The sequence below is a fragment of the Lentzea sp. NPDC004782 genome (genome assembly GCF_040609115.1).
Taxonomy (GTDB): Bacteria; Actinomycetota; Actinomycetes; order Mycobacteriales; family Pseudonocardiaceae; genus Lentzea.
Genome location: NZ_JBEXJN010000007.1, coordinates 78,449 through 96,902, shown reverse-complemented (window position 1 = coordinate 96,902; position 18,454 = coordinate 78,449). Strand labels below are relative to the sequence as shown.

The window sequence follows — 18,454 nt, the reverse complement described above, 5'->3', positions numbered from 1 at the left end:
TTCCTACTGGGCGGGAAAACGCCTGACCCAGCGCTTTTGCCACGGCGTTTCGACCGCGCGCGGATGGTAATTCGCGCGCGTCCACGCCACGGCTTCCCCGGCAGCGACACCAGCCAGTACGGCCAAGCACGAAATGACCGTCCCGGTCCGCCCGACACCGCCGCTGCACGCCACCTCGACGCGTTCCCCGGCCAACGCACGTGCGTGCAACGCGCGAATCAACCTGATCGCGGCGTCGTGATCACGCGGAAGGCGGAAGTCCGGCCAGTCGATCCAGTCGTGCGGCCACGGCACGTCGACAGGTCGTGGCTGCAGATAAACCCCGTACTGCGGGTGCGGCTCCACGATCTTGCCGTCCCGCAGGCCACGCCCCGTGACCACGGCCCCGTCGGGCAGTTCCACCGTCCTCACGACGATTCCCCCAAACAGTCGCATTGCGCGAATAGTGTGAAATTCTGTCACGTCCGCTTCGCCGAATTCCCGCCATTCGTACTACGCTCCCGAATCGACCTGGAAGTAATGAGGGCGGTGACGGGTGCGACGAGGCGCCGGGGATGACGGACGGTTCACCGGGCTGACCGTCCTCGCGGCGGCAGCCGGGTTCGTCCTCTTCTTACCGCCACTGCTCACCGTCGCGGACGGCGGGGGCACCGTCGCGGGCGTGCCGGCGGTCGCCGCCTACCTCTTCGGCGCCTGGCTCGCGGTCATCGCGCTGGTCGCCGTGCTCGTCCGCCGGTCGGGATGATCCGACGTGCTCGGGACGTGGTTGGTCATCGGTGTGTCCGTCGCCTACCTCGGCGTGCTGTTCGCGATCGCGTTCTACGGTGACCGCCGCGCCGACGAAGGCCGCAGCATCATCGGCCGCGGCACGATCTACGCCCTCTCCCTGGCCGTCTACGCCACGTCGTGGACCTACTACGGCAGCGTCGGCCGCGCGGCGTCGAGCGGCGTCGGTTACCTGTCGATCTACCTCGGCCCGACGATCATGCTCGCGCTCGGGTGGCTGGTGCTGCGCCGGATCATCCACATCAGCCACCGGCACCGCATCACGAGCCTCGCCGACTTCGTGTCCGCCCGCTACGGCAAGAGCGTGCGGCTGGGCGGCCTGATCGCGGTGATCGCCGTGGTCGGTGTCGTGCCGTACATCGCCCTGCAGCTCAAGGCGGTCTCCACCACCTTCGAGATCATCCGCCGCGCCCCGCGGATCACGCCGTCGTCCGCGCTGGACCAGGTGCCGTTGTTCCAGGACACCGCGCTCTACGTGGCGTTGCTGCTCGCGGGCTTCACGATCCTCTTCGGCACCCGGCATCTCGACGCCGCCGAACGTCACGAGGGCATGGTCACCGCCATCGCGTTCGAGTCGGTGGTGAAGCTGGTGGCGTTCGTGGCGGCGGGCATCACGGTGACGTGGGGCCTCTACCACGGCTTCGGCGACCTGTTCGGCCAGGCCGCGCAAGCCGGGCACAGCTCGTTGTTCACCCTCGGCGACTCCACCGGCACCTGGGTGTGGCTCAACGTGCTGTCGCTCTTCGCGATCGTGCTGCTGCCCCGGCAGTGGCAGGTCGGCGTGGTGGAGAACGTCGACGAGCGGCACGTCCGGCAGGCCATGTGGATGACACCGCTGTACATGCTGCTGATCAGCGTGTTCGTGCTGCCGATCGCCGCGGCGGGCCTGCTGCGGTTCGGTTCCGGCGCCGAGGCCGACACGTTCGTGCTGACCGTCCCGATGGCCGCGGGCCTGGACGCGGTGGCGCTGCTGGTGTTCGTCGGCGGCCTGAGCGCGGCGACCGGCATGATCATCGTGGAGACCGTCGCGCTGTCCACGATGGTGTCGAACTCGATCGTCGTCCCGATGCTGCTGCGCCGCGGCTACTCCGGCAGGCTCGCGAAGCTGATCCTGCTGGCCCGCCGCCTGTCGATCGTGGCGATCATGCTGCTCGGCTACGCCTACTTCCGCCTCGCCGGGGAGAGCGCGGCCCTGGTGTCGATGGGCCTGATCTCGTTCGCGGCCGTCGCGCAGTTCGCACCCGCGGTCATCGGCGGCCTGTTCTGGAAGGGCGGCACCCGCGACGGCGTCATGACCGGCCTCGCCGGCGGGTTCGCGGTGTGGACGTACACGTTGCTGCTGCCCAACTTCGCCGCCACCGGCTGGGTGCCGCGCGGGTTCCTCGACCACGGACCGTTCGGCGTCGGGGCACTGCGCCCGGAACACCTGCTCGGCATCACCGGCATGGACAACATCAGCCACGGGATGTTCTGGAGCATGCTCGTCAACGTCGGCTGCTACGTCGGTGTGTCGCTGCTGAGCCGACCGCAGTCCCGCGAACAGGCCCAGGCCGTGCTCTTCGTAGACGCCCTGCACGACCCGTCGCGGCCCCGGTTGTGGCGCGACAGGGTGTCCGTGCAGGCACTCCACGAGGTCCTGGTCCGCTCGATGGGCCACCGGGCAGCGGCGAAAGCACTCGAAGGCGTCGACCTCCAGTCCGGAAAGGACGCTGACGCGGACCTCGTGCACCACGTGGAAACCGTGCTGGCCGGTGCGGTCGGCGCAGCGTCCGCGCGGATGATGCTCACCTCCGTCGCCGGCGAGGAGCAGCTCGGGGTCGAGGAGGTCATGGAGATGCTCGACGAGGCCTCCCAGGTGGCGGCGCTGGAGGAACGCCACCGCCTGGCCCGCGAGCTGCACGACTCGGTCTCCCAGGCGTTGTTCTCGATGACCCTGCACACCCGAGCCGTGGAACTGGCGCTGCAGAAGCAGGGCGGCGACCCCGACGGCCCGGTCGCGCGCGGCATCACCGAACTGCGCGGCCTCACCCAGGACGCGCTCGCCGAGATGCGCGCCTCGCTGTTCCAGCTGCGCCCCGACGCGTTGCGCGAGGACGGCCTGGCCGAGGCGATCCGCAAGCAGTCGGCCGCCATCGCCTCCCGCGAAGGCGTGGTCATCGCCGTCGACGCCCCCGGCTACCGGCTGTCCCTCGACGACCGCGCAGAGGAAGAGCTCTTCCGCGTCGTGCAGGAAGCCGTGCACAACGCCATCAAGCACGCCGGCCCCAGCCGCATCGACATCACGCTCGCGGACGAAGACGGCGTCACCGTCGAAGTGGCCGACGACGGCACCGGGTTCGACCCCGCGGCGGTCTCCTCCAGCGGTATGGGCCTGGTGAGCATGCGGGAACGGATGAAACGGATCGGCGGCGGCCTCGTCATCACGAGCACCCCGGCCGGATCCACCACGATCCGCGCGGTGCTGCCACCGGAAACCGGAACTGCGCAGGCAGGAGATCAGCGATGAGCACGATCCGGGTGTTCCTCGTCGACGACCACGCGGTGGTGCGACGCGGCATGCGGGCGTTCTTCGAGATGCTCGACGACATCGAGGTGGTGGGCGAGGCGGGCGACGGCCAGGCGGCCCTCGACGAGCTCGCCGTCCGCGCGGCCGCCGAGGACCTGCCCGACGTCGTGCTGATGGACCTCCTGATGCCCCGCCTCGACGGCATCGGCGCCACGAAGGCGATCAAGCAGCTCTACCCGCAGGTCGAGGTGGTGGCGCTGACGTCGTTCTCCGAGGCCGAACGGGTCCACGTCGCCCTGGAGGCGGGCGCCGCGGGCTACCTGCTGAAGGACGCCGAAGCGGACCAGGTCGGCGCCGCCGTGCGCGCGGCGGTGCGCGGCCAGGTGCACCTCGACCCCGCCGTCGCCAGAACGCTGACCCGCTCACTCGTCGCACCGCAGCGAACCGCGACCGCGCTCACCCCACGAGAGCGCGAGATCCTGGTCCTGGTGGCGCACGGGAAGTCCAACCGGGACATCGCCGCCTCCTTGGTGATCTCCGAACGCACCGCGCGCACCCACGTGTCCAACGTGCTGAACAAGCTCGGGCTGGCGTCCCGCACCCAGGCCGCGCTGTGGGCGGTGCGCGAAGGTCTGGTCTCCGGCACCTAGGCCGGTGCCGAAGTCCCGTTCGACGAGAGTCGCGCCCGGAGGTGGTTCCAGTGGCCGCCTCAGGGCCGCTGTCACGAACACCGGCTTCGGCACAGGCCCGGCACTGCGGCCTGACTTCACGACCTGGACGAGCATCAGGTCCGGACCTGGACGCCGTGGTACCGCTGGACCACGTTGGTGTTGGTGGCGCATCTGTTCCTGACCATCACGACCGCCGCTGAGCGTGCCGGCCCGATGCCGGCGGAGATGATCGCGTCGACCCGCAACGAGATCCGGCACTCGTTCATCCGCCCGGCAGTTGTTCCGGCCAGACTTCCCCTGGACTGACGGTGTGGCCGGGGTGGCGCCGACGGCATCAGTACCGGGCCCGACAGGCGCGCTGCCGGCGCCAAGCCGGCCAAGAACGGCGAAAGTCATGATCTGTTGCCGACGTGCCAACGGGAGGAATTCTCGAAGTGCCCACGAAGGAATCTGACAGCGCGAAGGTGAGACTCGGCAGTCGCTTCCACAGACTCTTCGGCGCCACGCTCGTGTCGGCCATCGGTACCGGGATGCACACCGCCGCGTTGCCCCTGCTGGTCCTGCAGAGCACCAGCAGCCCGATGGCGTTGAGCTTCGTCGTGATGGCCGCCGAGATTCCCTGGGTGCTGCTGTCGCTGCACGCCGGTGCCGTTGTGGACCGACTGGACCGCCGGCGGGTGATGGCGTGGGCCGACCTGGGCCGGTTCGCCGTCCTCGTCGCTCTCGCGGTGCTGATCCTGACCGCGCAGGTGAATCTGGTGTGGCTGGTGCTCGCGGCGTTCCTGCTGGGCATCGGTCAGGTCTTCTTCGACATCGCCGCCCAGTCGGCCGTTCCGGACTTCGTGTCCCGGGATCCGCGAAGCCTGGCAACGGCGAACGGGCGGATCCTCGCGGCGGAGAACAACGGTGAGGACTTCGTGGGGCCTCCGCTCGGCTCCGCGCTGTTCGGCGTGTGGAACATCCTGCCGTTCGCCGGCAACGCTCTCTCGTTCGCCGCCAGCAGCCTGTTGATCTTCTCGATCCGGGCGGGCGCCAAGCCGAAGAAGATGTCCGAAGTTCCGCGCACGAGCATGCGGAGCGACATCACCGAGGGCATTCGTTGGTTGTTCGGGAACCGGACCCTGCGAGCGCTGGCCGCGGTTTCCTGTCTCGGCAACGTCGCCGCCACCGCTCAGTTCGCGATGCTCGCGCTGCTGGCCAAGGAGGTCCTCGGACTTCCGGATTTCGGTTTCGGTCTGTTGCTGACGGCCACCGCCGTCGGCGCGACGTTCGGTGGGCCGGCCGCCGCGTCCGCCGGCAAGCGATTCGGCCCCGGCACGGTGATGATCGTGGGCAAAGCCGGCGTGGGCGTGGCCATTCTGGTTCTGGGACTGGTCGCCGATTCGTGGGTTGCGGCCACGATGATGATGGTGACCGGTGCGCTGATGACTGCGGAGAAAGTCGTAGTGAGCACATTGCGCCAGCAGATCGTGCCTGACCAACTCCTGGGGAGGGTGCTCTCGTCGAGCCGACTGGTGGTCATGGTCGGGGGGCCTGTTGGTGCGGCACTCGGCGGCGTTCTCGCCAGTGTGTTCGCCGTCCAGGTCTCGTATGTCGTCGGTGGCGTTTTTCTCATCCTGGTGACGCTGGTTTTCTATCCCGTGCTGAACAACCGCGCCCTGGCAAGCGCGACGGAGGAATCAGCCGGGTGAGCAAGGAAATCCGCGGCCGCGCGAGAGATGCCGCACCGCACTCTCCGAGGCCCCCTCAACAGCCAAGGTTGCGAAGCCGGGCTGGAGCACCAGCACGTGCCCTACGCGAACAAGAGGATCACCAGCGCCGGAAGCCCCTGCGCCGCAACACCTCCCCACGCGCTGTTGCGCGGCCTGCTCATCGCCGACTGGTCGGCGACGGCCAGCACGACGCTGGACAGCGCCATGAACCACGCCGTGTAGAGCACCAGCGTGCGGCCGACCAGCTCGTGACCACTCCACACCGCGATCAGTCCGGCGACCGTTCCGCCCGCCAGGAAGAGGTTGTAGAACCCCACCCCGAACGCCCACAACCGGATCGCGGGCAGGTGCTCGGCGGGCACCCGGAACACCGAGTGGTGCACCCGGTCGAGCAGCAACGCCTCCCAGACGAACACCAGCACGTGCACCAGGACGGCGACGACCGCGGCGACCTGGGCCACGGGACTCACAGGGTCACCCCGTGCCGTTCCAGCGCCTCCAGCCCGTTCGCGGACAGGTCGCGGAAGAACGCGCCCATGACCTCGCCCACCGCGAAAGCCAGGAACTGCGCGGACGTCGTGTGCACGGTGAACGTGTGCGGCGCGCTGGGCGGGATGACGACCGCGTCACCGGGCGACAGGTCGTGCAGCTCGCCGTCGACCAGCACCGCCATGCGTCCGTGCAGCACGTAGTACACCTTCGGCCACGGAGTGCGGTGCGGCGGCGCGGCCTCGCCTCGGGGAGCATCCACCTCGAACAGCTCGTAGGCGCCGTCGGTGTGCTTGCCCGAGATCCGCACGGTGATCTTCGCATCGGGCGCGGTGAGTTCCTCGCCCTCGCCTGCTGTGCTCATCATGCCCCGAAGCGTGCGGGTCACCAGGAGGTGCCGAAATCCCGGGAAACTGGGATCCCGGACCTCCCGTGACCGGCGCATACTGCCAACCATGTGGGAAGGCCGGGCGCAGAGCGTGCGCCGCGACGTGACGGCGCTGGCGTGCGCCGGACTGGACGTCGCGGAACTGCACGCGGCGGCCATCGCGCTGATCGACCGCGTGGTCCCGTGCGAACTCACGTGCTGGGCCTCGATGGACCCCGACTCCGCCGCGATCAGCTCCATGACCAGCGGCGTCAACCGCATTCCGCAGCAGTACGAGCCGGTGCTCGCGAGCTGCGAGTACACGCCCGGTGAGCCGCACACCTTCGCGGCGCTCGCGCAGCGCGGCGACACCGTGGCACGGCTGGAGGACAAGCGGTCCACCCGCCTCAACGAGGTCTGGCGGCCACTGGGCCTGAGCCACGAGCTGCGAGCGCTGTTCCGGGCCGACGGCACCTGCTGGGGCGGGGCGGGCATGGTCCGCACCAGCGACTTCAGCGAGCGCGAACTGGAGTTCATGGCATCGGTCGCACCCGCGCTGGGAGCCGCCACGCGATTCGCAGCTCGCACCGGCGTCATACAAGCAGGTGTCATACAAGCAGGTGTCATACAAGCAGGTGTCATACAAGCAGGTGCCACCCAAAACGGCGCCACACGGACAGGAGCCGAACGGACAGGCGCACCTGCCATCGTCGTCGTGACCAGGGGCGGCACGATCCGGGCCGCCACGGCCGCCGCGGCGCGGTGGCGTGACGAACTGGAGGAGATCGCGCCGGGACGGTTCGCGGTGATGCTGCGGGCAGCGGCCGCGGGCGCGCGGTCCGGGACGTTCAGGGCCAGGGTCCGCGACGCGCACGGCGGCTGGATCCTCCTCGAAGCCAGCGAGCTCGTGAGCGGCGACGGCGGCATCGAGGGGCCGGGCGAGGCCGCCGTGACCATCAGCAGGGCGACCGGTGCCGACCTGACGGGTCTGCTGCTGAAGGCCTACGGCGTGACCGCCCGCGAGCGGGACATCTGTCACGAGGTGCTGGCCGGGCAGTCGACGGCGCAGATCGCGGCACGGCTCGCCATCTCGCCGTACACCGTGCAGGACCACCTCAAGTCGCTCTTCGCCAAGTTCGGGGTGCGCAGCCGGGCGGAACTGGTCGCCAAACTCTCCTGAGCGAACCTCCCGCAGCGAACTTCTCCTGGTCGAACTTCCGGAGACGGGCGAAGGAGCAAAACGATACGGTCGGGGGATCAATCGGGAGCCCGGCTCTGCCAGCATGTCCGCCATGTACTCCGACCGCGCCCTGGTCATCGGCGCCGGCTTCGCGGGGCTGCTGGCGGCCAGGGTGTTGTCCGAGTCGTACGGCGACGTCGTGCTCGTCGAGCGCGACGAGATCGCCGCCGAAACGGAACACCGCGCGGGCATCCCCCAGGCCCATCACCCGCACACGCTGCTCGCACGCGGCGCCGAGGTGCTCGAAGCGCTCTTCCCCCTGTTCGGCGCGGAACTCGCGGCGGCGGGCGCGGTCCGGACCGACCTCGGCAGCGACGTCCTGACCCGCCTCCCGGCCGGGTGGGCACCGCGCGACCCCGCCGGACTGGCCGTACCCTCGGTGACGCGCGTGACCATCGAGCGGATCATCCGGCGACGGGTCCTCAAACTGCCGAACGTGTCCCTCGTGGACGGTGTCACGATCGACGGCCTGCTGCACGATCGCGGCACGGTCACGGGTGTGCACGGCCGCCGCGGGGGCAGGAGCTTCACCGACTACGCCGATCTCGTGGTCGACGCGTCCGGCCGCACCACCAAGCTGGTGTCGTGGCTCGCCGAGCTCGGCGTGCACTGCCCGGCCCCGATGATCGTGAACAGCCACCTCTCCTGCACCTCACGCCTCTACCACGTGAACCGCGACCTGAAGCTCGACTGGAAGCTCGCCCGCGAGGCGACCCACGCGCCCAGCACGAGACGCGGCGGCTCGGTGTCCTCAGTGGACGATGAGCTGTGGTTCGTGACGCTCTTCGGCGCCGGCGGCGACGTGCCCCCGACCGACGAGGACGGTTTCCTCGCCCACGCGGCCAGCCTCGAGTGCCAGGACATCGCCGAGATCATCAAGACCGCGACCCCGGCATCGGAGATCCACCGGGCCGACAACCTGCGCAGCCGCTGGAACCGCTACCACCGGGTCCCGAACTGGCCACGAGGGCTGCTCGCGCTCGGCGACGCGGTCGTCTCGCTCAACCCCCTGTACGGCCACGGCATGACGCTCGCCGCGCTCAACTGCGCGGACCTGCGGGACCTCCTCAAGGACCACGACCTCGCCAAGGAACCCCTCGTGTTCCAACGCGCGGTCGCCAGGACCGCCCAGCTCCCGTGGACCTCCGCCACCACCGCCGACCTGGGCTGGAGCCAGAAGAAGCTGCCGCGCGGCACCCGGTTCAGGCAGTGGTACACCCGCCGCCTGGTCGAGGCGATTCCCGGCAACCCGCAGGTCCACCGGGCGTTCCTCCGCGTCTCGCAGATGCTCGACCACCCGAACACGCTCTACCGCCCGGCGGTGCTGTGGCGAATCACGGGCCGAATCATGAGGCGAACCCCGGGGCGGGTGTTGCTCAGCGGACGGCGTCCTCGGGCCACAGAACGGTGACCGGCACACCCCGCGACCGCGCATAGGCCACCACGTCGGCCGTCCCACCGGGGCCACGACCGGGCAGACCGTCCCACACCGCCAGCAGCGAGTCGGACTCCTCGACCATCCGCTTGCCCGCCTCCATGTAGGCGTCCGGATCAGGCGTGACGAACGGCAGTTGCACCACCTTGCCCGCCCGCGCCAGCAAACGGTCGTAGACCGGCCGGTAGTCCTCCGGCAACGACTCCCGGTACTCCAGGGCGGGCAGCACGGCCACCAGCGCACCGCCGGCGTCCAGCACGGCCTGCGCGAACACCGCGTCCGCCCCGTCCGCCAGGCACGACACCCCGACGAGGTCACCGCCGCGGTCGACAGCGGCGCGGATCATCCGGTCGACCTCCGCCTCCAGCTCGGCGGAGAGGCCGCGATGTCCGGTGATGGCGAGGCGCGTCATCTCAGCAGCATAGGCGGCCGAAGCAAACCAGACAGGCGCATTTCAAGCAGCGACATCTCAAGCAGCGACATCTCAAGCAGCGACATCTCAAGCAGCGAGGCAAAGGTCCGGAACCGCCAGCTGCACCCGCAACGAGCGCAACGCGGAGTGGGCGCGGGACTTCACCGTGCCGACCTATGCCGAGCGCGGCCGAGACCTCCTCGGAACTGCGGCCGTGCAGGTACATCTGCACCACGACCTCGCGCCGGCTCGGGGTCAGCCGTGCCATCGCGTCGGCGAGGGTGATCGAGTCGACGACCCGCGAGATCTCGCACCGCGCCGTCGGCAGGTGGGCCAGGGCGGCCTCACCGGCCTCCTGCGGGCGGCGGTTGCGGAGGCGGACGCGGTCGACCACGAGGTTGCGGGCCACTGTCACGAGCCACGGCCTGGCGGCTTCCGGACAGTGCGCGAGCCGCGGCGTGCGCCAGGCGCGCAGGAACGTCTCCTGCAGGATGTCCTCGGCGAGATGCGCGTCGCCGTTGGTGAGCGTGCGCAGGTACTTGTGCACCGACCGGCCGTGCATGCGGTAGATGTCCGCGAGCACGCGGCTGTCGAGTGTCCCGGTAGTGGTGGTCATGTCGCTCGCCTCCGCGGACGGTGACCTCGGGTGGAGGTCGGGGGTGGTGGTGAGAACTGTGCTCCCGGCCACACCCCGCCCGGATCGGTCGGCCGACCGAACCTGCCCGCGTAGTTGCGGAACCCCCGACCGGGACCGAAGTCCGGTCGCGCCTACGTCATCCGTCCTGCCGGCACGCGGCCAGCAACGCGCTGACCAGGAGTTCCGAGCAGCCGTCCTTGGCCAGGAACGCGCAAGCGCCGGCCGCGATCGCGTTGTCAGCGCAAGCGTTGTTCAAGCTCATTGCCACAACAGGGATTCCACGCTCGGTGAGGACCTTCAGCAACGACAGGCCGTCCCGCTCGGCGGGCATCAACACGTCGACGATCGCAACGCTCGGCGCGGTCTCCTCGGCGATCCGCACGGCGGACGCCGGGCACCCGGCCTCACCGACCACCTGGAACTCCTGGTGTGCCAGCAGAAACGTCCGCATGGCGCTGCGCACGCGCGCGTCGTCGTCGACGATCAGCACGCAGATGGGGCCTCGCCCGCCGACCACCATCAACGGGCCTCCTGCCAACTGCGACATCACAGGCACGGCGTCACCAAGAACACGACGCCACCAAGAAGTAGACGCCCGGCGATGCCGCAGTTGGAGTGGCGAATGACGGTTCTCAGCCGAGACGTTTGTCGCGGTTCTGATCAACAATCGACCTGTAGTGCACGTTCGTCATGATCCCGAGGATGTTGCCGAACGGATCGACCACGGACGCCGTCATGAACCCCTCACCCCGCGACCGCGGTTCGTCGTACACCTTCGCGCCCAGCTCCACCAACCGCGCCAGCGCCGCGTCGAGGTCGTCCACCGCCCAGAACAGGATCGCCCCGCCAGGACCGCCGGACGGCGTCACCTCGAACTGCCGCTGCACCAACCCGAACTCGGCCTCGAAGTCCCCGATCCGGAACTCGGCGTACCCCAGGTCACCCTCCGGCGTCCGCCGCTCGAAGTACGCCTCGATCCCGAGGAACTCCGTGTACCAGGCACGCGCCTCAGCCACGTCGTCGGCGTAGAAGACCACGGTGGCCATGCCTCGCAGCATCTTGATCATCCTCCAAGAAGTTTCCGGTGTCGGGATCCACGTTCGGCCGTAAAGTGCTCATCCAGTGAGCACTTTCACCGGAAACCTGGAGACATGCGCGCAGACCGTCTCGTCGCCACGTTGCTGTTGATGCAGGCCAGAGGCCGGGTGACCGCCGCCGAGCTGGCCGGGGAGCTGGAGGTGTCGACCGCCACCGCCCGGCGCGACCTGGAAGCGCTGTCCGCGGCGGGCGTGCCCGTGTACCCCCAACCGGGACGAGGCGGCGGCTGGTCGTTGATCGGCGGCGCCCGCACCGACCTCAGCGGGCTGACCGCGGCGGAGGCCCAGGCGTTGTTCCTCATCGCCGGCCCGGCGGCGTCCGTCGCGCCCCAGGTGAAGTCGGCACTGCGAAAGCTCGTGCGAGCCCTGCCGCAGACGTTCCGCGCGGACGCCGAAGCCGCGGCCTCGGCGGTGGTCGTCGACACCGCAGGCTGGGGTGACGACACCAAAGACCGCCCGGTCCTGGTGTCGTTGCTGCAACAAGCCGTCGTGCAGCAGGTCCAGGTCAGCCTGACCTACCAGAAACGCGGCTCGCCACCGGCCGGGCGCACGGTCGACCCGTGGGGTCTCGTCGACAAGGACGGCGTCTGGTACTTCCTCGCCGGCACGAAGGACGGCCAGCGCACGTTCCGCGTCGACCGCATCCTGGGCGCCACGCTGACCGGCGCCCCGGCGACGAAACCACCCGAATTCGAACTGGCGAGCGCGTGGGACTCGGTGGTCACCGAGGTCGAGCAACGCCGTGCCGAGACCGCCGCGACCATGCTGGTGGCGACGAGGTTTCTCAAGGTGTTCCAGCACATCCACGGCCGGCACTGCACCGTCCTGGAAGACCTGGGCGAGGACACCCGCGTCGAGCTGACCGCCCCGCGCCCGCTCGACATCGCCCGCAACGTCGCAGGCTGGGGCAGCCTGGTCACCGTCGAGTCACCCGCGGAGGTGCGGGACCACCTGGCCCGCATCGGCGCCGAGCTGGTCAGCCGATACCCACCTGCTTCTCCAGCCGGTCCAGTCGAGCCATGATCATCTCCAGGATCTTCGCGGGGTCCGGTGCGGACTGCTGCTTCTTGAGGTGCACGATCCCGGCGAGCGCGGTCTGCACGGCCCGGCGGGTGCCCTTGAGATCCGCGCCCAGCGAGCGCAGCACCTCGCCGCCCTTGCCGTCCGGTTCGGCGATGATGCCCAGCAGCAGGTGCTCGCAGCCCACGTAGTTGTGTCCGAGCGCCACCGCCTCCACCACGGCCAGCTCCAGCGCGTTGACCGCGTCGGAGGCGAACCCGGACCCCTCGGTCTCCCCCGGCTCGAAGTGCAACGTCCGCGGGTCGATGTCGATCGCGCGCAGCACGTCCAGGGCGAGGTTCCCGCCCTCGTCCACGAGCGCCCGCGCCAGCTCCGCGGTCGTGACCACGGGCGACTCGGCGGCGAGCCGGAGCACCGCGCGCATGCGCTGGGTGAGCTGCGAGCCCCGTTCGCCGTCCAGTTCGCCGACCGTGAGCCCGCGCATCGAGGTGATCCGCTTGACCGAGACCTCGAGGGCGCGCTGGCAGATCGCGGAAATCGGAAGGTTGAGCTCCTTGACGGTTTCGGCCAGGTCATCGGGCAGGTACACGTTGATTTTCGGCATAACCCCATATGTACCCCCAGATGGGGTTACAGTCAACGGCGAACGCGGCAACCGTCACACTTGCGGGTGATCAAAGGGAACGGGAGCGCGGGCGTGGAGGAGAAGAGCAGGCTCATCGGGGGCCGCTACCGGTTGAAGGCGAAAGTCGGCCAGGGTGCGATGGGAGTCGTCTGGCAGGCCTACGACGAGCAACTTCACCGTGTGGTCGCGGCGAAGGAGCTGCTCGCCCTCGACGGTCTCGACGACGCCAGGATCGACCGCGCCAAGGCCAGAGCCATGCGCGAGGCCCGCCTGGCCGCCCGTCTCGAACACCCCAACGCCATCCGCGTCTACGACGTCGTGGAGGAGGACGGTCAGCCCTGGCTGATCATGGAGTACCTCCCGTCCCGCAGCCTCGCCGCCGTGATCGCCGAGCAGGGCACGCTGCCGCCGCGCGAGGTCGCCCGGATCGGCTGCTACACCGCCGCCGCACTGGCCGCCGCGCACCGGCACGGCATCCAGCACCGCGACGTGAAGCCCGGCAACGTCCTGATCGGCGACCAGGAAGTCAAGATCACCGACTTCGGCATCTCCCGCGCCACCGACGACGGCACGGCCACCGCGACGGGAACCGTGGGCACGCCCGCGTTCTTCTCCCCCGAGGTCGCCCGCGGCGAGGACGCGGGTTTCGCGTCCGACGTGTTCTCGCTCGGCGCCACGCTCTACAACGCCGTCGAGGGCGGTCCGCCGTTCGGCACCGCCGACAACCACATCGCCATGCTGCACCGCGTGGCCAGCGGGTCGATCATGCCGCCGGCCAACGCCGGTCCGCTGCTGGCGCCGGTGCTGTTCCGCTTGCTGGCCAACGAACCCGAGCGCCGTCCGTCCATGGAGGAGGCCGTGCACCTGCTGGCCGCCGTGGTGAACGAGTCGCCGCAGGGGTCGGAGGCGACCGCGGTCATCCCTGCCACGGTGGAGCTTCCGGCGGAGGCGCAGCCGGAGGAGAAGGCGAAGCAGGAGGCGAGCGCGGCCGCGGCCGGACTGGTGGCGGCTGCCGCTGCCGCCGAGGCCGCCGAGCTGACGGCACCGCCTGCGGCGCCCGAGCCAGAGCCCGAGCCGGTCGAGGAACCGGCTGCGGCGGCACCCACCCCTGCCGCCGCGCTGCAGGAGGTCGTGGCACCCCCACCGGTTCAGCCGGAGGAGGAGAAGCGGCGCAAGTTCCCTCTCGTCCCCATCGCGATCGTGCTCCTCGTGCTGGCTGTGGGCGTCGGCTCGTTCCTGTTGTGGCCCAAGGACAAGGGCCACAACGCCCAGTCCCCCACCACCAGCCCCGTCTCCTCCGGCACGTCGGCCGCGCCCACCACGAGCCAGTCGCAACCTCAGACGCAGACGACGACCCAGACCACGACGGAACCCCCGGCGCAGACGACGACGAACCCGCCGGTCAACCCTCCGAACCCGCCCGCGAGCTCGCAGACCGCCGCGCAGGCGCTCCAGGCCTACTACGCGCTGGTCCCCGGCAACCTCGAGGCCGGCTACGCGACGCTCACGGACTCCTTCAAGGCGGCCATGGTGCCGACTTTTCAGAAGTACCAGTCGTTCTGGAGCCAGTACACCGCCGTGCAGCTGTCGAACGTCACGCAGCAGGGCGACAACGTCGTGTCCGCGACGCTGCAGTACATGCAGGGGTCCGCCGTGGTCACCACCGAGCGCAACACGTACACCCTGGTGCAGCAGAACGGGAAGTGGATGATCGACAAGCAGGTCAGCGGCTGATGCGCGCCCTCGTGACCGGAGCGTCCCGCGGCATCGGCGCCGCCGTCGCGCACGCCCTCGCGAACAACGGCCACCAGGTCGCCGTCCACTACCGCACCGGTGCCACCGAGGCCGCGAAGGTGGCCGAAAGCCTTGCGGGCACTGGACATGTGACCGTTCAAGGCGACCTCGGCGCGGACCAGGCCGGGCAGATCGTCACCGAGACCGCGGACCGCCTCGGCGGCCTCGACGTCCTGGTCAACAACGCGGGCGTCTACTTCCACCACCCGATCGCCACGACCACCTTCGAGGAGTGGCAGCAGGCCTGGCGCCGCACCATCGAGCTCAACCTGTACGGGCCGGCCGACCTCGCGTGGCACGCGGTCCGGCACATGACCGAGGGTGGCCGCATCATCAACATCGGCTCACGCGGCGCCTACCGGGGCGAGCCGGACGCACCGGCGTACGGCGCGGCGAAGGCAGGGCTGCACGCGATGACCCAGTCGCTCGCGCAGTCCCTTGCCCCGCAAGGCATCGCGGTCGCCGGGGTGGCGCCGGGGTTCGTGCGGACCGACATGGTCACGGACTTCCTCGACAGCCCGGAGGGTGATGCGATCCGCGCGCAGAGCCCGTTCAACCGCGTCGGCGAGCCCCAGGAGGTGGCCGCGGCGGTCGCGTGGCTCGCGCAACCGGAAGCCGTGTGGGCCAGCGGGACAATCATCGATGTGAACGGCGCGTCGTACCTGCGCTGATTCCCAGGCGGGCAACCGGAAACAGTTCCGGTTGCCCGTTGATCTTCCAGGCCACCGGTCTAGACCACTAACGTCGTGAGTGGGCGCTCGACGACAGTGGAAGGCAACCCCTGCAATGCGTTCACTCCGCTCACGCCTCGGTGCCGCCGGCCTCGCGCTGGCCGCCGCCGCGGCGACGACCGTCCTGGCGCCTGCCGCGCAGGCCGCCTACCCCCAGGGCTTCAAAAGCGTCGGTTACCTGCCGTCGTGGTCCGGCAGCGCCGGCTCCATCCAGTACGGCAAGCTCACCCACATCAACTACGCCTTCGTGCTGCCGAACGGCAACGGCACGCTCCAGGGCATCCCGGACACCGGCAAACTTCAGCAGCTGGTGAGTCTCGGGCACCAGAACGGGGTCAAGGTCTCGCTCGCGGTCGGCGGCTGGAACGACGGCGACGACTCGGCGTTCGAACAGCTGGCGGGCAGCGCCAGTGCGCGCACCACGTTCGTCAACAGCCTGATCAACGTCGTCGACCAGTACAGCCTCGACGGCATCGACATCGACTGGGAGTACCCGGATCCCGGCCAGTCGGGCACCAACTACGCCGCGCTCATGCAGCAGCTCGGCACCCAGCTGCACCAGCGCGGCAAACTGCTCACGGCCGCGGTCGTCAGTGAAGGCGGCACGGCGGAGGGTGTGCAGACGTCGGTGTTCAACGCGGTCGACTGGCTGAACATCATGGCCTACGACGGCGGCAGCCCGCACGCGAACTACGACTGGTCGATCGCGTCGGTCAACTTCTGGAAGAGCCGCGGTCTCCCGGCGAGCAAGGCGGTGCTCGGCGTGCCGTTCTACAGCCGGCCGACCTACATCGCCTACCGCGACCTCGTCGCGCAGGACCCCGCCAACGCCAACCGCGACTGCTACAACGGCAACTGCTACAACGGCATCCCCACGATCAAGCGCAAGACGTCGTGGGCGCTGTCCAACGCGGGCGGCATCATGAACTGGGAGCTGTCGCAGGACACGAACGACGGCACCAGCCTGCTCAACGCCATCTGGGAGACCGCGTCCGGCGGCACCCCTCCCACCGGCGGCACGATCGTCGGCTACGGCGGCAAGTGCGTGGACGTGGCGGGCGCGAACTCCGCCAACGGCACCGCGGTGCAGCTCTGGACGTGCAACGGCACCAACGCCCAGCAGTGGTCCCGCAACGGCAACGCCCTGCGTGCCCTGGGCAAGTGCCTCGACGCGTCCGGCACGGGCAACGGCGCGGTGACGCAGCTGTGGGACTGCACCGGGGCGGGCAACCAGCAGTGGACCGCCGAGTCCGACGGGCGGCTGCGCAACGCGGCGTCAGGAAGGTGTCTCGACGCCACCGGCCCGAGCTCGGCCGACGGCACCCGGCTCCAGCTCTGGGACTGCGCCGGCACCGCCAACCAGCGCTGGACGTTCTCCTGAAGCATCCGGCCACAAGTCCTGCGCGCGTCCGCCGTCGATGAAGGGACCCTTCCTAAACCTGGGGTCGATGAAGGATCCCTTCATCGACAGCGGGCCCGCGCCGTGTTGATGGTCTGCGCGCCCTCGGGAACCGCAGTGACGCGGTGGCTACGATCTTCCGCATGGCTCCCAGCCTGGAGAACCTGCTGGTCGTAGGCGTCGCGTCGAGCGCCCTGTTCGACCTGTCCGCGTCCGGCGCCGTGTTCGCGTCCGAGGGCGAGCACGCCTACCGCGCCTACCAGGAAGCGCACCTCGACGAGCCGTTCGCGCCCGGCGTCGCGTTCCCGTTCATCCGGCGGCTGCTGCGGCTCAACTCGCTGGGGCCGCTGGTCGAGGTGATCGTGCTGTCGCGCAACTCCCCCGACACGGGCCTGCGCATCCTGCGGTCGGCGGCCCATCACGAACTGGCGATCACGCGCGCCATCTTCACCGAGGGGCGCGCGGCGCACGAGTTCATGCCGGCGCTGAACATGTCACTGTTCTTGTCCGCCAACGAGGAGGACGTGCGCCGGGCCACGTCGGCCGGGCTTCCCGCCGGGCAGGTGCTGAAGTCCTCGTTCCAGGACGACGACGACCCCGCGCTGCGCATCGCGTTCGACTTCGACGGCGTGCTGGCCGACGACGCCGCCGAGCGGATCTACCAGTCCGGCGGGCTCGACCGGTTCCAGCAGCACGAGGCGACCAACGTCGTCACCCCGCTCGATCCGGGGCCGCTGCGGAACTTCCTCGCGGGCGTCAACCGGATCCAGCGCCTCGCCGAGGACAGGATCCGGGTCTCGCTGGTGACGGCCCGGTCCGCGCCGGCGCACGAGCGGGCGATCAACAGCCTCAAGGCGTGGGGGCTGACGGTGAACGACGCGTTCTTCCTCGGCGGGTTGCGGAAGGCGCCGATCCTGGACGTGCTCAGGCCGCACATCTTCTTCGACGACCAGCGCGGGCACCTGATCCAGACCGTGCCGTGCGTGCACGTCCCGTTCGGGATCACGAACGAAGGCGATCGATCTCCGCGGTGAGCTCGGCCCGCAGGTCGTCGTGCTCGGGACCGAGCGCGAAGGCCGGGTCGGACCAGCGTTCGACCGGGTACAGCCACACCGGGCGGCCGACCCGCTCCGGCGGCTCCCAGTCGTAGCGCGGCCAGATGTGCGCGTGCAGGTACGGGTCGGTGTTGCCGAGGATCTCCAGGTTGACCCGGCGGAACCCGGAGTCGCGCCGCGCGCAGACCCGTTCGACGGCTTCGGCGGCCAGTTCCACGTCGGCCAGGTACTCCAGCCGCCGGCGGCGCGGCAGGTCGGTGAGCCGCTCCACGTTCGGCGTGTCGACGAGCAGGACGCAGTAGCCCGGCAGGAACTGCGTGTCGCCGATGGTCGCGAAGCCCGCGTCGAGCCTGCGCAGCACGCCGGGGTTCACGCCGCGCAACGCCGACCCGATCCGGTCCTGCTTCCAGTCCCACATATCCGCCTCCAAGGCGAAGGAGCCCCGGTCACCAAGACCGGGGCTCCGACAATCCAGCGA

At 69.8% G+C, this 18,454-nt stretch carries 21 protein-coding genes; 12 read left to right on the top strand and 9 right to left on the bottom strand.

The genetic code is table 11. The features are described from left to right. Positions 1-3 precede the first annotated feature (3 nt). Positions 4-435, bottom strand: a complete 432-nt coding sequence (locus tag ABZV40_RS08895) for a protein-tyrosine phosphatase family protein (RefSeq protein WP_355437707.1) — start codon at positions 433-435, stop codon at positions 4-6. A 100-nt stretch (positions 436-535) separates the two neighbouring features. Between ABZV40_RS08895 and ABZV40_RS08890 the strand changes: the two genes are divergently transcribed. The 5 genes from ABZV40_RS08890 to ABZV40_RS08870 all read left to right on the top strand — a co-directional run bounded on the left by ABZV40_RS08890 (position 536) and on the right by ABZV40_RS08870 (position 5,654). Continuing rightward, positions 536-745: a hypothetical protein gene (locus ABZV40_RS08890; protein WP_355437705.1), complete on the top strand. Its 210-nt coding sequence runs from the start codon at positions 536-538 to the stop codon at positions 743-745. A gap of 6 nt (positions 746-751) precedes the next feature. Continuing rightward, on the top strand, positions 752-3,292 hold the full coding sequence (locus tag ABZV40_RS08885; protein ID WP_355437703.1) for an ATP-binding protein: 2,541 nt from the start codon (positions 752-754) through the stop codon (positions 3,290-3,292). After that, positions 3,289-3,942 (top strand): response regulator transcription factor, encoded by a 654-nt coding sequence (locus ABZV40_RS08880; protein WP_355437701.1) that lies wholly within the window; start codon positions 3,289-3,291, stop codon positions 3,940-3,942. The genes ABZV40_RS08885 and ABZV40_RS08880 overlap by 4 nt, the downstream gene beginning before the upstream one ends. 183 nt (positions 3,943-4,125) lie before the next feature. Continuing rightward, complete coding sequence (locus ABZV40_RS08875) at positions 4,126-4,269, top strand: hypothetical protein (protein WP_355437699.1); 144 nt, start codon at positions 4,126-4,128, stop codon at positions 4,267-4,269. A 158-nt stretch (positions 4,270-4,427) separates the two neighbouring features. Continuing rightward, the gene (locus ABZV40_RS08870; protein WP_355437697.1) at positions 4,428-5,654 is read left to right on the top strand and encodes an MFS transporter; all 1,227 of its coding nucleotides are present in this window, start codon (positions 4,428-4,430) and stop codon (positions 5,652-5,654) included. 101 nt (positions 5,655-5,755) lie between these two features. On the opposite strand, the gene ABZV40_RS08865 is transcribed toward ABZV40_RS08870, so the two are convergent. Together ABZV40_RS08865 and ABZV40_RS08860 are read right to left on the bottom strand one after the other, a co-directional pair. Further along, complete coding sequence (locus tag ABZV40_RS08865) at positions 5,756-6,145, bottom strand: DUF1304 family protein (RefSeq protein WP_355437695.1); 390 nt, start codon at positions 6,143-6,145, stop codon at positions 5,756-5,758. After that, positions 6,142-6,531, bottom strand: a complete 390-nt coding sequence (locus tag ABZV40_RS08860; protein WP_355437693.1) for a cupin domain-containing protein — start codon at positions 6,529-6,531, stop codon at positions 6,142-6,144. Before ABZV40_RS08860 ends, ABZV40_RS08865 begins: the two co-directional genes overlap by 4 nt. A gap of 88 nt (positions 6,532-6,619) precedes the next feature. Between ABZV40_RS08860 and ABZV40_RS08855 the strand changes: the two genes are divergently transcribed. Beyond that, a complete protein-coding gene (locus ABZV40_RS08855; RefSeq protein ID WP_355437691.1) occupies positions 6,620-7,711 on the top strand; it encodes a helix-turn-helix transcriptional regulator in 1,092 nt (363 codons plus the stop codon). A 112-nt stretch (positions 7,712-7,823) separates the two neighbouring features. After that, positions 7,824-9,182, top strand: coding sequence for an FAD-dependent oxidoreductase (locus ABZV40_RS08850; RefSeq protein WP_355437689.1), 1,359 nt, complete (start codon positions 7,824-7,826; stop codon positions 9,180-9,182). Here ABZV40_RS08850 and ABZV40_RS08845 read toward each other — a convergent pair. The 4 genes from ABZV40_RS08845 to ABZV40_RS08830 form a co-directional block, all read right to left on the bottom strand. After that, on the bottom strand, positions 9,148-9,618 hold the full coding sequence (locus ABZV40_RS08845) for a hypothetical protein (protein ID WP_355437687.1): 471 nt from the start codon (positions 9,616-9,618) through the stop codon (positions 9,148-9,150). The two genes, ABZV40_RS08850 and ABZV40_RS08845, sit on opposite strands and share 35 nt — an antisense overlap. A 1-nt stretch (position 9,619) precedes the next feature. Further along, positions 9,620-10,234, bottom strand: a complete 615-nt coding sequence (locus tag ABZV40_RS08840; RefSeq protein WP_355437685.1) for a sigma-70 family RNA polymerase sigma factor — start codon at positions 10,232-10,234, stop codon at positions 9,620-9,622. A 157-nt stretch (positions 10,235-10,391) separates the two neighbouring features. Next, complete coding sequence (locus ABZV40_RS08835) at positions 10,392-10,802, bottom strand: response regulator transcription factor (RefSeq protein ID WP_355437683.1); 411 nt, start codon at positions 10,800-10,802, stop codon at positions 10,392-10,394. A gap of 85 nt (positions 10,803-10,887) precedes the next feature. After that, entirely contained in the window at positions 10,888-11,313 is a 426-nt protein-coding gene (locus tag ABZV40_RS08830; protein ID WP_355437681.1) for a VOC family protein, read from the bottom strand. Positions 11,314-11,406: 93 nt separating this feature from the next. On the opposite strand from ABZV40_RS08830, the gene ABZV40_RS08825 reads away from it, so the two are divergent. Then, on the top strand, positions 11,407-12,375 hold the full coding sequence (locus ABZV40_RS08825; RefSeq protein ID WP_355437679.1) for a WYL domain-containing protein: 969 nt from the start codon (positions 11,407-11,409) through the stop codon (positions 12,373-12,375). Here ABZV40_RS08825 and ABZV40_RS08820 read toward each other — a convergent pair. Then, positions 12,329-12,976, bottom strand: coding sequence for a Clp protease N-terminal domain-containing protein (locus ABZV40_RS08820; RefSeq protein WP_355437677.1), 648 nt, complete (start codon positions 12,974-12,976; stop codon positions 12,329-12,331). The two genes, ABZV40_RS08825 and ABZV40_RS08820, sit on opposite strands and share 47 nt — an antisense overlap. 93 nt (positions 12,977-13,069) lie before the next feature. Here ABZV40_RS08820 and ABZV40_RS08815 point away from each other — a divergent pair, with 93 nt between their 5' ends. From ABZV40_RS08815 to ABZV40_RS08800, 4 genes are all read left to right on the top strand, one after another. Next, on the top strand, positions 13,070-14,731 hold the full coding sequence (locus ABZV40_RS08815; RefSeq protein WP_355437675.1) for a serine/threonine-protein kinase: 1,662 nt from the start codon (positions 13,070-13,072) through the stop codon (positions 14,729-14,731). Further along, entirely contained in the window at positions 14,731-15,462 is a 732-nt protein-coding gene (locus ABZV40_RS08810; RefSeq protein WP_355437674.1) for an SDR family oxidoreductase, read from the top strand. The genes ABZV40_RS08815 and ABZV40_RS08810 overlap by 1 nt, the downstream gene beginning before the upstream one ends. A 115-nt stretch (positions 15,463-15,577) precedes the next feature. Beyond that, positions 15,578-16,903 (top strand): glycosyl hydrolase family 18 protein, encoded by a 1,326-nt coding sequence (locus ABZV40_RS08805; protein WP_355437672.1) that lies wholly within the window; start codon positions 15,578-15,580, stop codon positions 16,901-16,903. Positions 16,904-17,064: 161 nt separating this feature from the next. Continuing rightward, positions 17,065-17,955 (top strand): 5'-nucleotidase, encoded by an 891-nt coding sequence (locus ABZV40_RS08800; protein WP_355437670.1) that lies wholly within the window; start codon positions 17,065-17,067, stop codon positions 17,953-17,955. Here ABZV40_RS08800 and ABZV40_RS08795 read toward each other — a convergent pair. Further along, positions 17,924-18,394, bottom strand: a complete 471-nt coding sequence (locus ABZV40_RS08795; RefSeq protein ID WP_355437668.1) for a hypothetical protein — start codon at positions 18,392-18,394, stop codon at positions 17,924-17,926. The two genes, ABZV40_RS08800 and ABZV40_RS08795, sit on opposite strands and share 32 nt — an antisense overlap. Positions 18,395-18,454: the final 60 nt, after the last annotated feature.

Excerpts from the sequence above, each read along its gene's own strand:
- ABZV40_RS08830 (WP_355437681.1), bottom strand. The coding sequence starts at position 11,313 with ATGCTGCGAGGCATGGCCACCGTGGTCTTCTACGCCGACGACGTGGCT.
- ABZV40_RS08845 (WP_355437687.1), bottom strand. The coding sequence starts at position 9,618 with ATGACGCGCCTCGCCATCACCGGACATCGCGGCCTCTCCGCCGAGCTG.
- ABZV40_RS08855 (WP_355437691.1), top strand. The coding sequence starts at position 6,620 with ATGTGGGAAGGCCGGGCGCAGAGCGTGCGCCGCGACGTGACGGCGCTG.
- ABZV40_RS08835 (WP_355437683.1), bottom strand. The coding sequence starts at position 10,802 with ATGTCGCAGTTGGCAGGAGGCCCGTTGATGGTGGTCGGCGGGCGAGGC.
- ABZV40_RS08795 (WP_355437668.1), bottom strand. The coding sequence starts at position 18,394 with ATGTGGGACTGGAAGCAGGACCGGATCGGGTCGGCGTTGCGCGGCGTG.
- ABZV40_RS08805 (WP_355437672.1), top strand. The coding sequence starts at position 15,578 with ATGCGTTCACTCCGCTCACGCCTCGGTGCCGCCGGCCTCGCGCTGGCC.
- ABZV40_RS08810 (WP_355437674.1), top strand. The coding sequence starts at position 14,731 with ATGCGCGCCCTCGTGACCGGAGCGTCCCGCGGCATCGGCGCCGCCGTC.
- ABZV40_RS08820 (WP_355437677.1), bottom strand. The coding sequence starts at position 12,976 with ATGCCGAAAATCAACGTGTACCTGCCCGATGACCTGGCCGAAACCGTC.
- ABZV40_RS08860 (WP_355437693.1), bottom strand. The coding sequence starts at position 6,531 with ATGATGAGCACAGCAGGCGAGGGCGAGGAACTCACCGCGCCCGATGCG.
- ABZV40_RS08850 (WP_355437689.1), top strand. The coding sequence starts at position 7,824 with ATGTACTCCGACCGCGCCCTGGTCATCGGCGCCGGCTTCGCGGGGCTG.
- ABZV40_RS08880 (WP_355437701.1), top strand. The coding sequence starts at position 3,289 with ATGAGCACGATCCGGGTGTTCCTCGTCGACGACCACGCGGTGGTGCGA.
- ABZV40_RS08825 (WP_355437679.1), top strand. The coding sequence starts at position 11,407 with ATGCGCGCAGACCGTCTCGTCGCCACGTTGCTGTTGATGCAGGCCAGA.
- ABZV40_RS08840 (WP_355437685.1), bottom strand. The coding sequence starts at position 10,234 with ATGACCACCACTACCGGGACACTCGACAGCCGCGTGCTCGCGGACATC.
- ABZV40_RS08895 (WP_355437707.1), bottom strand. The coding sequence starts at position 435 with ATGCGACTGTTTGGGGGAATCGTCGTGAGGACGGTGGAACTGCCCGAC.
- ABZV40_RS08800 (WP_355437670.1), top strand. The coding sequence starts at position 17,065 with ATGGCTCCCAGCCTGGAGAACCTGCTGGTCGTAGGCGTCGCGTCGAGC.